The sequence below is a fragment of the Rhizobacter sp. Root1221 genome (assembly GCF_001425785.1).
GTDB lineage: Bacteria > Pseudomonadota > Gammaproteobacteria > Burkholderiales > Burkholderiaceae_C > Rhizobacter.
In genome coordinates this window covers 83,578-96,385 of sequence record NZ_LMDI01000003.1, presented here as the reverse complement: position 1 = coordinate 96,385, position 12,808 = coordinate 83,578, and the positions used below count along the sequence as shown (strand labels likewise).

At 70.1% G+C, this 12,808-nt stretch carries 11 protein-coding genes; 5 read left to right on the top strand and 6 right to left on the bottom strand.

Annotated elements, in window-relative coordinates; genetic code table 11:
• Window positions 1-6: 6 nt before the first annotated feature.
• The 4 genes from ASC87_RS03475 to ASC87_RS32585 form a co-directional block, all read right to left on the bottom strand.
• Window positions 7-2,502 carry an FtsX-like permease family protein gene (locus ASC87_RS03475; RefSeq protein ID WP_056656722.1) on the bottom strand — a complete coding sequence of 832 codons (2,496 nt, stop codon included), beginning with the start codon at window positions 2,500-2,502 and terminating at the stop codon, window positions 7-9.
• A 1-nt stretch (window position 2,503) separates the two neighbouring features.
• Complete coding sequence (locus tag ASC87_RS03470; protein WP_056656719.1) at window positions 2,504-3,160, bottom strand: ABC transporter ATP-binding protein; 657 nt, start codon at window positions 3,158-3,160, stop codon at window positions 2,504-2,506.
• Complete coding sequence (miaA, locus tag ASC87_RS03465) at window positions 3,157-4,098, bottom strand: tRNA (adenosine(37)-N6)-dimethylallyltransferase MiaA (protein ID WP_056656716.1); 942 nt, start codon at window positions 4,096-4,098, stop codon at window positions 3,157-3,159. The genes ASC87_RS03470 and miaA overlap by 4 nt, the downstream gene beginning before the upstream one ends.
• Window positions 4,099-4,240: 142 nt before the next feature.
• Complete coding sequence (locus ASC87_RS32585; RefSeq protein WP_164491994.1) at window positions 4,241-4,417, bottom strand: hypothetical protein; 177 nt, start codon at window positions 4,415-4,417, stop codon at window positions 4,241-4,243.
• A gap of 288 nt (window positions 4,418-4,705) precedes the next feature.
• Here ASC87_RS32585 and ASC87_RS03460 point away from each other — a divergent pair, with 288 nt between their 5' ends.
• The 3 genes from ASC87_RS03460 (at window position 4,706) to ASC87_RS03450 (ending at window position 8,587) form a co-directional block, all read left to right on the top strand.
• Window positions 4,706-7,357, top strand: a complete 2,652-nt coding sequence (locus tag ASC87_RS03460) for a carbohydrate binding domain-containing protein (protein ID WP_056656713.1) — start codon at window positions 4,706-4,708, stop codon at window positions 7,355-7,357.
• 125 nt (window positions 7,358-7,482) lie between these two features.
• Window positions 7,483-8,013, top strand: coding sequence for a GNAT family N-acetyltransferase (locus ASC87_RS03455; protein ID WP_056656710.1), 531 nt, complete (start codon window positions 7,483-7,485; stop codon window positions 8,011-8,013).
• A gap of 37 nt (window positions 8,014-8,050) precedes the next feature.
• Entirely contained in the window at window positions 8,051-8,587 is a 537-nt protein-coding gene (locus ASC87_RS03450) for a GNAT family N-acetyltransferase (RefSeq protein WP_056656707.1), read from the top strand.
• 12 nt (window positions 8,588-8,599) lie between these two features.
• Here ASC87_RS03450 and ASC87_RS03445 read toward each other — a convergent pair whose 3' ends face one another.
• Window positions 8,600-9,775, bottom strand: coding sequence for a PLP-dependent aspartate aminotransferase family protein (locus tag ASC87_RS03445; RefSeq protein ID WP_082568353.1), 1,176 nt, complete (start codon window positions 9,773-9,775; stop codon window positions 8,600-8,602).
• 114 nt (window positions 9,776-9,889) lie between these two features.
• On the opposite strand from ASC87_RS03445, the gene ASC87_RS03440 reads away from it, so the two are divergent.
• Complete coding sequence (locus tag ASC87_RS03440; RefSeq protein ID WP_056656701.1) at window positions 9,890-10,672, top strand: helix-turn-helix domain-containing protein; 783 nt, start codon at window positions 9,890-9,892, stop codon at window positions 10,670-10,672.
• 114 nt (window positions 10,673-10,786) lie between these two features.
• Window positions 10,787-11,422: an FMN-binding negative transcriptional regulator gene (locus ASC87_RS03435; RefSeq protein WP_056656963.1), complete on the top strand. Its 636-nt coding sequence runs from the start codon at window positions 10,787-10,789 to the stop codon at window positions 11,420-11,422.
• Here the strand turns inward: ASC87_RS03435 and ASC87_RS03430 are convergent.
• Window positions 11,419-12,603: an acetylornithine transaminase gene (locus tag ASC87_RS03430; protein WP_056656698.1), complete on the bottom strand. Its 1,185-nt coding sequence runs from the start codon at window positions 12,601-12,603 to the stop codon at window positions 11,419-11,421. The genes ASC87_RS03435 and ASC87_RS03430 overlap by 4 nt on opposite strands.
• Window positions 12,604-12,808: the final 205 nt, after the last annotated feature.

Here is a 12,808-nt window from a genome sequence, read left to right as displayed (position 1 = left end):
AGGGGTTCACCAATCCTCCTTGACGGCCAGGGCCATCTGGCGGGACGCAGCGCTTCGGGCCGAAGCCCAGGCCGTGAGTGTGCCAGCCAGCAGCACCGCGGCACACAACCCGAGCAGGCGAGTCCATGGCAGCAGCAGGTCCATCGACCAGTGGAAGCTCTGCGGGTTCACCACCTTCACCAGCACCACGCTCACGGCGATGCCCAGCAGCAGCCCGAGCACCGCGCCCACCCCCGTCCACACGGCCCCTTCGAGCGCGACGATGGACAGCACCTGCCGCCGCGTGAGCCCGAGGTGGCTCAGCAAGCCGAACTCCTTGCGGCGCGCCAGCACCTGCGCGGACCAGCTGGCCGCGATGCCGAACAGCCCGATCGCGATGGCCACGCCCTGCAGCCAGTAGGTCACCGCGAAACTGCGGTCGAAGATGCGCAGCGACAGCGCCCGGATCTCGCCCGGTGACGCGAACTCCAGCAGCGCGCTGTCGAACCCCACCCGCAGGGCCTGCTGCACCGCGAGCGGGTCGGTGCCGGGGGCGAGCCACATCGCCAGGTCGTTGACACGGGTGTCGCCGGTGAGGCGCCGGTAGTCGGCCGCATGCAGCATCACGGCGCCGTGCTGGCGCGCGTAGTCGCGCCACACGCCGCGCACGAACACGCGGGTGTGCGAACCATCGGGCAGCGGCAGGTCGAACGACGTGCCGGGGGCTGCGCGGTACAGGTCCACCATCGCTTCGCTGACGTACACCGCGGTGGCGCCCGCGGGCAGGGGGCGCAGGTCGCCGGTGAGGGGCAGTTCGCGGGCCGGGTCGGTCAACGGCCGGGCGATCAACGTCACCGGAGGGCGACTTGCGTCGACGAGGACTTGCGACACGCGCTGCGGTTCGGCGCGTTGCACACCCGGTACCGTGGTGGCGCGCTGCACGAGCGCGTCGGGCAGCGCGACGAGGTCGCCGGCCGCGCCCGCCGACGCGGCGCGCACGTACAGGTCGGCGGGCAGCACGGTGTCGAGCCATTGGGTCACGGCGTCGCGGAAACTCGCCACCATCACGGTGAGTGCCACGGCGAGGCTCAGGCTCGCCACCACGCCAGCCACCGCCACGGTGGCGGCGTTGCGCTGGTGCCGGGCGCGCTCCACCGCCAGCAGCGCGAGCGGTTCGCGCGGCGGCCGCACCGCCCGCAGCAGCAGGGCGAGGCCGGCGGGCACCCAGGCGATGCCCCCGAGCAGCAGGCACGCCACGGCGGCGTAGGCGGCCAGCGGCACGCCGGCCACCGGCGGGAGCAGCGCGAGCCCGGCGCCGAGCACCATCAGGATGGGGCCGAACCACGGCCAGGTGCCATGCGCCTCGCCGCCGAGGCCCTTCAGCGCGAGGGCCGGTGCCAGGCGTTGTGCCGAGCGCGCGGGCAACCAGCCGCCCACCACCGCCGCCAGCACGCCGAGGCCACCGTAGAGCAGCGCGGCGCCGGCACTGAACTGGAGGGTGGGCACCACGCCAGGGAAGTACCCGCCGCCCAGGTCGCCCGCGAGCAGCTTCAGCGCCGTGGCCGCCAGCGCGGTGCCGAGCGCGATGCCGAGCACGCTGCCTACAGCGCCCAGCACGGCCGATTCGGCCACCACCAGCGCGAGCCGCTCACGCCCGGTGAGCCCGAGCACACCCAGCAGCGCGAACTGGGCCTGCCGCTTGGCCACCGACAGCGACAGGATCGAGAACACGAGGAACGCCCCGGTGAACAAGGCCACCAGCGCGAGCACGGTGAGATTCACGCGGTAGGCACGCGACACGTTGGACACGCGCTGGGCCGCTTCGTCCGGGGATGCCGCACGCACGCCGGCGGGCAGGGCCAGGTCGGCCACCACCCGGGCGCGGTCGGCCCCCTCGGCCAGGCGCACGTCGATGCGGCTCAGCCGGCCGAGCCAGCCGAAGGTGGCCTGGGCCCCGGCAATGTCCATCACGGCCATCGGCGCACCGGTGGCACTCACGGTGCCGCGGATGGCCAGGGTGGCACTGCCCGTGGGCGTCTGGAGCCGCAGCGGGCCGGTGTGGCCCAGCGCTTCGCGGGCGGTGGCGTTGAGGAACACGGTGTCGGGGGCCAGCGCTGCGAAGCGGTCGTCACCGTCGGCCGGACGCGGTGTCAAGGCGGGCGACACGGCGCCCGACACCAGCGCGTCGAGCCCCAGCACGCGCAAGGGCACACGCTTCCCTGCGGCATCGACCGCGTAGGTGTCCACCTCCACGACCGGGCTCGCCACCAGGATGCCGGGGTGGGTGGTGACCCGTTCGTACAGGGCTTCGTCGAAACCGCCTCGCTGGGCGCGCAGTTCGAAGTCGGGGTCGCCGTTGACGGAGCGCACGGCAGCGCTGAACTCGCTGAGCGCGGACGCGTTGATCAGGTGCACCGAAAACGCGAGCGCCACACCCAGCATCACCGCCAGCAGTGCCGCGAGGTTGCGCCACGGGTGGTGCCGCAGCTCCGGCCAGGACAGCTGGCGCAGCAGGGCCAGCATGTCAGCCCGCCAGGCCCGACGCGGTGAGCACGTGCACCCGGTCGGCGCGGGCCGCGGCGGTGTGCGAGTGTGTGACGAGCACGCAGGCGGCCCCTTCCTCGCGCACCTGCGCCACCAGCACGTCCATCACGCGCGTGGCGGTGGCGGGGTCGAGGTTGCCGGTGGGTTCGTCGGCGAGGATCAGCGCGGGGCGGTGCACGAGGGCGCGGGCGATCGCCACCCGCTGCAGCTGTCCGCCCGACAGCGTCTGCGGCAGCCGGTCGCCGAGGCCGTCGAGGCCCACCGCGGCGAGCACCTGGGCCACGCGGGCGTCGTCGGGCCGGTGCTGCAGCAACAGTGGCAGCGCCACGTTGTGGGCCACCGTCAGGTGCGGCAGCACGTGGAAGGCCTGGAACACGAAACCTAGGTGTTCGCGGCGGAAGAGGGCCTGCTGCGTGTCACCTAGCCGGGTCACCTCGTGGCCGGCGATGGTGACCGTGCCTGCGTCCACCGTGTCGAGCCCGGCCAGGCAGTTGAGGAACGTGGACTTGCCCACGCCCGACTCACCCACCACCGCGACGAACTCGCCCGGTGCGATCTGCAGGTCCACGCCGGCAAAGAGCGGCTGGCCCGGGTAGGCCTTCGCCAGGCCGCGCACGTCGACGAGCGGCGCCGTCAACGCAGCGACTCCGCGAAGCGCACCGCGAGGGCCACGGCCTGCGCGGTGGCGTCCGCCGTGTCACACGCGACCACGTGCCGCTGCGGCATGCTGCGCAACCAGGTGATCTGGCGCTTGGCGAGCTGTCGCGTGGCCGCGGCCCCCAGCTCGGGCAGGCCGGCCAGGTCACCGCGGTCGAGGGCTTCCCAGGTCTGGCGGTAGCCCACGCAGCGCATTGACGGCATCGACGGTTGCAGGTCGCCGCGGGCCCGCAGGGCGGTGACCTCGTCCACCAGGCCGTCGTGAAGCATCTGGTGGAATCGCTGGCCGATGCGGTGGTGCAACCACGCGCGGTCGGTGGGCTCGAGCGAAATCATCGGGGGCGTTTCCGCGGCCCGGCGTTCGCGGTGGAACGACGACAGCGGCTGCCCGCTCACCCGGTACACCTCGAGCGCACGCTGGATGCGTTGTGCGTCGGTGGGGGGCAGGCGCGCGGCGGTGACCGGGTCCACCGCCTGCAACTCGGCATGCAGCGCGGGCCAGCCGCGTTCCGCGGCCTCGGCATCGAGTGCGGCGCGCACCGCGGGGTCGGACGCGGGCATCTCGTCGAGCCCGTCGAACAGCGCCTTGAAGTAGAGCATCGTGCCCCCCACGAGCAGCGGCAGCCGGCCCCGCGCGGTGATGCCGGCGGCCACACGCTGCGTGTCCGCGACGAACTGCGCCGCCGAGTACGACTGCGTGGGCTCGATCAGGTCGATCAGGTGGTGTGGCACCGCCGCCTGCTCGGCGGCCGTGGGTTTGGCGGTGCCGATGTCCATGCCCCGGTACACCAGCGCAGAATCGACGCTGACGACCTCCACGGGCAGCACGCGGGCAATGGCCAAAGCGGCCGCGGTCTTGCCGGACGCGGTGGGCCCGGCCAGGCACAGGCATCGCAGCGGGGGGGGAACAGGGGTCACGAACGCTCGGTCACGGTGGGGAGACCTCCGAGCGTAGCAGCCTCCGGCGACGCAGCAGAACGCCGCGCGGGTGGCGCAGGCGGGTGGAGCAGGGCGCGCGGCCGGCGAAAGCCTGAAGGACCAGGCGGGCCAGCTGGGCCGCTCAGCGGTCGGGCGTGCTTTCGGGGCTGCGGGGGCTGCCGAGGCGCAGCATCAGGTTCACGTATTCGAGCTTGGCGTGCAGCTCGGACATTTCAGCGAGCAGTTCTGCCCAGCGAGCGAGTGCCAGCGCGGGGGTGGCTGCACCGACTTTCTGGCCGGAAGGTTGGTCTGCGTTCATGGTCGACAGGGTGTGGCTTTGTAGGCCATCTGATCTTCGCTTTCCGGGCGGGTCGCGGCAACCCCGCGATCCGGGGCTGACCCGTTTCTACCGTCAGGGAAACTCCCAAGCCGACAGCAACTCTGAATCAATTCAGAATCCGCTCCGTCGAAGCACCCCGAACGTCCTGTCCGGGCACGTCTTCGAGGACTTCGCGACGTCCATGCGCCGTGGGACGGTGCACGCTCGCGAACGGCATTCACCTGCGCACACCCCGGGAGGACGGGCTGCGCTCGCAAGGAGATTTCCATGAAAAACTGGCGCATGCACGCGCTGGCCGGGCTGTTGCTCGCCGGCGCCGCGCCGGCGGCTTTCGCAGCCACCGCGACCGTCTACTACTACACCCCGTACAAGGGCTGGAGCACCGCGAACATCCACCACAACGCCAGCGGCAGCTGGACCAGCGTGCCCGGCATCGCGATGGACGCCGGCTGCACGGACTGGAAGAAGAAGACGATCGACTTCAGCACCACGAACTTCCAGGCCGTGTTCAACAACGGCACCGGCTCGGCGTGGGACAACCCCAGCGGCGGCGGCAACTACACGGTGCCCGCGGGCGTCCACCAGGTGAAGAACGGCGCCATCGTGGCGAACGCCGGTGACCCGTGCGCGGCGGTGCAGGAGCAGACCGCCACGGTGTTCTACAAGCCGAACACCGCATGGACCACCGTCAACATCCACTACGCCCCGAACGGCGGCCTCTGGACCACGCCACCCGGCGTGTCGATGGACGTGGCCTGCACCGGTTGGCGCAAGAAGACGGTCTCGCTGGGCACCGCCACGGGCCTGGCCGTCACGTTCAACAACGGCACCACGTGGGACAACAACGGCGGGCGCAACTACGCGCTCGGCACCGGGGTCACCACCGTCGTCAACGGTGCCGTGACCTCGAACGCACCGAGTCCATGCGTGGTCGACGTCACGCCACCCACCACGCCGACGAACCTCGCGGGCACCGCCACGGGGACCTCGGTGAAGCTGACCTGGGATGCCTCGACCGACCCCGAGAGCAGCCTGTCGTACCTCGTGACCCGCACCGGCGGCACGTCGGGCACCGTCTCGTTCACGTCGGCCATCACCACCTACACCGACACCACCGGTGCGGCCAACACGGTCTACAACTACGTCGTCTCCGCCAGGAATGCGGTGGGCCTCGACTCGGGCGCGAGCAACATCGTGCCCGTGAAGACCGGTGAACTCACCGTGGTGTCGTCGGCGTTCACGTGGGACAACGCCACCGTCTACTTCCTGCTCAACGACCGGTTCGCCAACGGCGACACGTCGAACGACCGCAGCTACTGCCGCGAGTCGTCGCAGGCCTGCGTGCCGTTCGGCAACGACCTGACGCAGATGCCCAGCGGCTTCCACGGGGGCGACCTGAAGGGCATCACCGCCAAGTTGAAGGCCAACTACTTCAAGGACCTGGGCGTCAACGCGTTGTGGATCACCGCGCCGTACGAACAGATCCACGGGTTCGTGTTCGGCGGCAACGGTGCCAAGCACTACGCCTACCACGGCTACTACGCACTCGACTGGACGGCGATCGACAAGAACATGGGCTCGCGCGCCGACCTGCAGGAACTGGTGGACACCGCCCACGCCCAAGGCATCCGCGTCGTGATGGACGTCGTGCTCAACCACACGGGCTACGAGAACATCAAGGACATGGCCGAGTACGGCTACGGCAAGCTCAACAGCGGCTGGGAGGCCACCGCGTACAAGCCGGCCGACGTGCTGACCGACTGGCAGAACGACGTGGGCCGGTACATCGACTACACCAGCGGCAACTGGGCCGGCACCTACTGGACGCGTGACTGGATCCGCATGAACGCGGTGGCCGGCATGGACCCGTGCGAAGGCACCGACGGGCTGAAGGGCTGCGTGGGCTTCCTGCCGGACCTCAAGACCGAGGTGACCAGCAACGTGGGCCTGCCGTCGATCCTCACGGTCAAATGGGGCCGTGAAGGGCGCCTGGCCACCGAGCAGCAGAAGCTCGACGCCTGGTTCGCGCAGACGGGCAAGGCCCGCACGCCGGCCAACCACCTCGTCAAGTGGCTGACCGACTACGTGGGCGAGTTCGGCATCGATGGCTTTCGCGTCGACACCGCCAAGCACGTGGACATGAACGTGCTGAAGGACCTGAAGACCGAGGCCGTCAAGGCCCGCCAGGCGTGGCTGGCCGCGAATCCGGTGAAGGCCGCGCTGCTCAAGGGCGAGACGGCGTTCTGGATGACGGGCGAGGTGTGGGGCCACGGCGTGGGCCGCTCCGCGTACTTCGACAACGGCTTCGACTCGATCATCAACTTCAACTTCCAGGGCGCGGCGGGCAACACGGGCGGTCTCAACGCCACGTACACCGAACTGGCAACGGTGAACGCGAACAACAGCACGCCCTACAACGTGCTGTCGTACATCTCGAGCCACGACAAGGGCCTGTTCGACCGCAACAACCTGCAGACCGGTCTCACGAGCCTGCTGCTGGCCCCGGGCGGTGTGCAGCTCTTCTACGGCGACGAAAGCGCCCGGCCGCTGATGGGCAACTGGACCGGTGACCACGCCTGGCGCGGCGACATGAACTGGAGCACCCCGAACGCCACGCTGCTGGCCCACGCAAAGAAACTGGGCCAGTTCCGCAACGCCCACCCGGCGGTCGGTGCCGGCACGCATTCGAAGCTGGCCGATGCCCCGTTCACCTTCGCCCGGGTGAAGGACAGCGACAAGGTGGTGGTGGCGATCGGCGCGGGCGGCCGGGCCGCGATCACTGTGGCCGGCATCTTCGCCGACGGCACCGTCGTGCGCGATGCCTACACCGGTGCACTTGCCACCGTGGCGGCTGGCAAGGCCAGCGTGGACGTGGGCAGCGCCGGGGTGGTGCTGCTGGAGGTGGCGTCCGGCAACTGAGTGTGTGTGTGGAAGGTGGGGGACGGGGGCGGGAGACAAGCGGGCGGCGGGGTTTCCCCCTGCCGCCCGGTTCCGGCGGTAAGCTGTCGGCCCCGGTCCGCCAATCCGCCATTGCACGCTGCCACATGCCTTCCGTTGTCGAGATCCGCCGGCTGGAACCTGCCGACGCCGAGGCCTTCCAGGCACTGCGCCTGGTGGCCTTGCGCGACTGCCCGGCCGCGTTCAGTGCCAGCCTCGAGGAAGAGGCCGAGTTGCCGCTGGAGGTCGTGGCGGCGCGCATGCGGCCCGGCTCGGGCCGCTACCTGTTCGGCGCGTTCGCCGATGGCACCCTGGTGGGGTGCGTGGGCGTCGGCCGCGAGGCGGCCCGCAAGTTGGCCCACAAGGCTTTCGTGCGCGGCATCTACGTGGCCCAGGCCGCCCGCGGCCGTGGTGTCGGGCGGCAACTGATGCACGAGGCGCTGGCCTTTGCCGCCACGCTGGCCGGCGTGCGCCAGGTGTCGCTCGTGGCCACGGCGAACAACACGGGGGCCATCGCCCTCTACGAATCGCTCGGATTCGCCATCTGGGGCCGCGAGCCCGATGCGCTGCATGCCGACGGCAGGTTCCATGACGACGTCCACATGCTTTGTGCGCTGCCGGTCCATCCCACGGGATAGGGGGTTCAAGCCACGCCGTCTGGTTCAACATGGGGCCATGAGCCCCCACCCCATTCGCACCGGCCCGGCCTGCCTGCATGACGCCCGCGAAATCGCGGAGGTGCATGTGCGCTCCTGGCAGCAGGCGTACCGCAACATCCTGCCGCGTGCGTACCTGTCCGGGCTGTCCGTGGCCCGCCGCGAGGCGATGTGGCTCGAGTCCATGACCAAGCACCGTCCCGAACTGGTGGTGGCCCACGTCGACGACGACCTGGTGGGGTTCGTGGCGTTCGGCCCGTCGCGCGATGGGGATGCCCGCGAGGGTGTCGCCGAGATCTGGGCCTTCTACGTGGAGCCGGCGTATTGGTCCACCGGGGTGGGGCAGGCCCTGTGGCATGCGGCGCTCGACCAACTGAATGACCAGGGCGCGTCCGCGGTCACACTGTGGGTGATCGACGACAACGAACGCGCGCTTCGCTTCTACGAGCGCGCCGGGTTCGCCGCCGATGCCGGGCCGCTGAAGGTCGTCAACGTGGGCGGGGTCTCGTTGCGTGAAGTGCGGCAGGTGCTGCACCTGTCACCTGCAGCGGCGTGAGAAGCGCCGGTGTCACGTGGCAGCGTCTTCACCCTGATGCATCCTCCGCAAGGCTGAGTGCAGGTCGTCGCAAAGGTCTGCCGGGTCTTCCAATCCGATGTGCAGCCGCACGAGCCTCGGTGCATCCTCGGGCGCGGCAAGGGCCCGCAGGTGGTGAGGCACCGCCGGCATGACCAAGCTCTCGAACCCTCCCCAGCTTGTGCCCAGGCTGAAGAGGGAAAGGCCATTGATGAACCGGCTGAAAGCGGCCTCGCTGCACGGCGCGAGGTCGACGGTGAAGGGGCCGGCTGCACCCGAGAACTGCGAGCGCCACAATTCAAAGCCCGGGTCCGTCTGGAGCGCGGGAAAGCGCACGCGCTGCACGGCGGATTGCGCCTGAAGCCATCGCGCCAAGGTCAAGGCCGAGGCCTGGTGGCGCGCGAGTCGGGCGGCCAGCGTGCGCAACCCTCGCAGTGCCAGCCAGCAGGTGTCGGGTGCGGCATGGGCCCCGCTGCGATCACAGTAGGCGCGCACCGGCGACAGCGCTTCGGAGGTGCCCGTGCACAGGCCCAGCAGCAGATCGGAGTGACCGTTGATGAACTTGGTGGCGGCGTGCACCGAGATGTCGATGCCGAGTTGGTGCGCGTCGAAGAACAAGGGCGTTCCCCACGTGGCGTCGCACGCCACCGGCACCCCACGCCCGTGCGCAGCCGTGCAGATCGCGCGCACGTCCAGCATCTCCATCGTCAAGGAGGCCGGTGTCTCGATGAAGACGAGGCTGGTGTTGCCGCGAAGGAGCGTCGCGATGTCCGCGCCGTGGGAGAAAAACTCCACGGTGGTGCCCGAGGGCGCCAGGTCTTTCTCGCAGAACACGCGCGTCGGTCCGTAGACACCATCGCTCAGCAGGATGTGCCGCCCTGGGCCTGCGTGGGCGGCAAGCACGGCGGTGATCGCCGAAAGCCCGCAGCTCGTTGCAATGCACGCCTCGGTGCCCGCCAGGGCCGCCATCGCGCGCTGGAGCTCGAAGGTGGTGGAGGTGCCGGACCGGCCGTAGCGAGGGGCGTCGAAGACCTGCCCGCGCTGGGCCTGCTTGTAGTCTTCCAACGTGGCGAACACCGTGGTCGAGGTGCGTACGAGCGGTGGGCTGACGGAGTGCGCGGCAGCCGAGGTCTCCCGACCCGCGTGAACGAGCAGTGTGTGGTGATGCATGTGGCGTGTCCTGTGAGTTGATCGAGCGCGGCCGGTGGCTGGCATGTCAGAATTATCGGAAGCGCCGTTGCGCCTGTCTCGCGCCAATCGGCCACGAACCATCTCGAAAAGGACATGGACCCGACTCCCTTGCCTGAAGCACCCGGAAAGGTCGAGGGGGCCACCTCGCCTGTCACGGGGCGAGCGACGGACTACCCGGCCGGCTGGCGCATCGAACCGCATTCGCATGCGAAACATCAACTGATCCACGCCGTGCGAGGTGTCATGGTCGTGCAGAGCGAGGCCGGCCGTTGGGTGGTGCCGCCAACGCGTGCCATCTGGATGGTGGCGGGCATGACCCATACGATTCGTTGCGTGGGCGAAGTGCACATGCGCAGCCTCCGGGTGGCACCCGTTGCCGCGCCAAAGCTGTTGGACCAGACGCAAGCCGTCGGCATCTCGCCGCTGCTGCGTGAACTCATCCGTGCCGCGATGGACGTTCGACAACCGCATGTGCCCGGCACCCGCGACGGGCGGGTCATGCGGCTGATACTCGATGAACTGCGCGCGTTGCCGGTGCTGCCGCTGCATCTGCCGATGCCCACCGACGCTCGGCTGCTTCGGATCTGCGACGCTTTGCAACAACGATTCGATGACGCCTCCACCATGGCGGACTGGGCGCGCCGCCTGGCGGTGGATGTCAAGACGATCCAACGCCTGTTCCTGAAGCAGACCGGGCTCACGTTCGGACAATGGCGGCAGCAGGCCCGGCTCCTGCGCGCGCTGGAGTTGCTGGCCACCGGCGAGAAAGTCATCGACGTCGCCCTGGCCTTGGGCTATGAGAGTCCAAGCGCTTTCGCCAGCATGTTCCGCAAGCAGTTCGGCCAGCCGCCCGGCCAGTTCTTCGCGGAAACCTGAGGCAGGTCGGTGCCGGTCGAGGTCGAGACGTCCACGTCATACTCGCAGCATCGTTCGCCGCGGCCGTTCGCTTGGCAACGCGTCGGGCCGAGCCCCACCGCCTTGGAATACCTGATGTACGTCCTTCCTCCTTTCGGCATCGCCGACACAGCCGCCCAGCACGAGCTGGTGCACGCCCACCCGCTCGGCACGTGGATCGTCGTGGACAACGGTGAACCCGTGGCCAACCCCGTCCCGTTCCTGCTCGATCCGTCGCGCGGTGAGTTCGGCACGCTCGTGGGCCACGTCGCCCGCGCCAACCCGGTGTGGAAGACGTGTGCCCGTGGCGAGGCGTCGCTGGTGGTCTTCCAGGGGCCGCAGGCCTACGTGTCGCCATCGTGGTACGCCGGCAAGCGCGAACATGGCAAGGTGGTGCCCACCTGGAACTACGCCACGGTGCAGGCGCACGGCGTGGCCCGCGCGCTGGAAGACCCGGCCGACGTGTTGCGCATCGTGAGCCAGTTGACCGACCACTTCGAGGCGGGCCGCGAGCACCCGTGGCGCGTGGCCGATGCCCCGGCCGAGTACACGGCACAACTCGCCCGGGTGATCGTGGGCATCGAGATTCCCCTCACGCGGCTCGTCGGCAAATGGAAGGTGAGCCAGAACCGCGGCGAAGCCGACCGGGCAGGCGTGGCCACGGGCCTGCGGGCCGAAGCCGACGCGCAGGCCCGCGAGATGGCGTCCCTCGTGGAACGCCCTCCGCGTTAGGGGATCGCCTCCTCCAGCGCCGCCAGCGCCAGGGCAACCTCCGCCTCGGTGATGTTCAGCGCCGGAATCAGGCGCAGGCGCTGGGGCCGCACGGCATTGACCAGCACGCCCGTCTCCGCGCGCAGGCGCAGCGTCTCGGCCACCTGCAGCGCTTGCCCGGCGCCAGGCAGGTCCAGTGCCAGCAGCAGGCCGCGGCCGCGCACCGGCGGGCTGCCTACCCGGTGTCCGATGCGGTCGAGGCCCGTGCGCAGCTGGTGGCTGCGGGCCTGCACGTTCGGCAGGAAACTGGGCGCGTCCACGGCGTTCACCACGGCCAGGGCCGCGGCACACACGAGCGCGTTGCCGTTGTAGGTGCCGCCCTGGTCGCCCGGGGCGAAGCAGCACACGGCCTCGCGGGCCAGCAGGGCCCCGATCGGGACACCGCCTCCGAGGCCCTTGCCGAGCGTCATGATGTCGGGGACGACGCCCGCGGCATCGTGCCCCCACCAGGTGCCGGTGCGGCCCACGCCGGTCTGCACCTCGTCGAGGACCAGCAGCAGCCCACGTGAGTCGCACAGCGTGCGCAGGGCCTGCAGGAACCCGGGCGTGGCCTCGACCACCCCGGCCTCGCCCTGGATGGGCTCCAGCATCACGGCCACCGTGTTGGCGTTGACGAGTGCCTCGACGCTGGCGAGGTTATTGAGCCGCGCCTTCGGGAACCCCGGCACCTGGGGTGCAAACAGGGTGTCGAAGCCGGGCTTGCCGCTCGCGCTCATCGTGGCCAGCGTGCGGCCGTGGAAGCTGTGCTCGAACGTGATGATCTCGTACGCGCCGCCCCGGTGCACCTGGCCGAACTTGCGGGCGAGCTTGATGGCCCCTTCGTTCGCCTCGGCACCGCTGTTCGTGAAAAAACAGCGGTCGAGGCCGCTGAGCGCCGTGAGCCGTCCGGCGAGCGCGATGGCGCGGTCGTTGTGGAAGCCGGGGCCCACGTGCAACACCCGCCCGGCCTGCGCGGCCAGTGCGGCCGCGATCTCGGGCGCGGCATGGCCGAGCGTGTTGACCGCCCAGCCTTGCACGAGGTCGAGGTGGCGGCGGCCGTGTTCGTCCCAGAGCCAGCTGCCGTCGCCGCGTGTGAACACGGTGTCGGGGCGGTTGGCGACGGTCATCAGGGCGTCGACGGGAAGGCGAGGGGAGGATGTCATCGGTGAAGTTCCTGGTGGAGGGAGGACGGAACAACCAGACGGGAACGGAACCACCTCGGGCCGGGGACCCCACCGCGGCGGCACCCCCAGAAACAACAAAGGCCACGAGGGGTCTCGTGGCCTGGAGGATGAACGCGGGCTACTTGCGTTCGGGCAGGGCGAAACCGCTCAACGTCGACGTCGAGCGGATCGTCGGGTGGAGGCC

Excerpts from the sequence above, each read along its gene's own strand:
- ASC87_RS03475 (WP_056656722.1), bottom strand. The coding sequence starts at position 2,502 with ATGCTGGCCCTGCTGCGCCAGCTGTCCTGGCCGGAGCTGCGGCACCAC.
- ASC87_RS32585 (WP_164491994.1), bottom strand. The coding sequence starts at position 4,417 with ATGAACGCAGACCAACCTTCCGGCCAGAAAGTCGGTGCAGCCACCCCC.
- ASC87_RS03460 (WP_056656713.1), top strand. The coding sequence starts at position 4,706 with ATGAAAAACTGGCGCATGCACGCGCTGGCCGGGCTGTTGCTCGCCGGC.
- ASC87_RS03455 (WP_056656710.1), top strand. The coding sequence starts at position 7,483 with ATGCCTTCCGTTGTCGAGATCCGCCGGCTGGAACCTGCCGACGCCGAG.
- ASC87_RS03450 (WP_056656707.1), top strand. The coding sequence starts at position 8,051 with ATGAGCCCCCACCCCATTCGCACCGGCCCGGCCTGCCTGCATGACGCC.
- ASC87_RS03445 (WP_082568353.1), bottom strand. The coding sequence starts at position 9,775 with ATGCATCACCACACACTGCTCGTTCACGCGGGTCGGGAGACCTCGGCT.
- ASC87_RS03440 (WP_056656701.1), top strand. The coding sequence starts at position 9,890 with ATGGACCCGACTCCCTTGCCTGAAGCACCCGGAAAGGTCGAGGGGGCC.
- ASC87_RS03435 (WP_056656963.1), top strand. The coding sequence starts at position 10,787 with ATGTACGTCCTTCCTCCTTTCGGCATCGCCGACACAGCCGCCCAGCAC.
- ASC87_RS03430 (WP_056656698.1), bottom strand. The coding sequence starts at position 12,603 with ATGACATCCTCCCCTCGCCTTCCCGTCGACGCCCTGATGACCGTCGCC.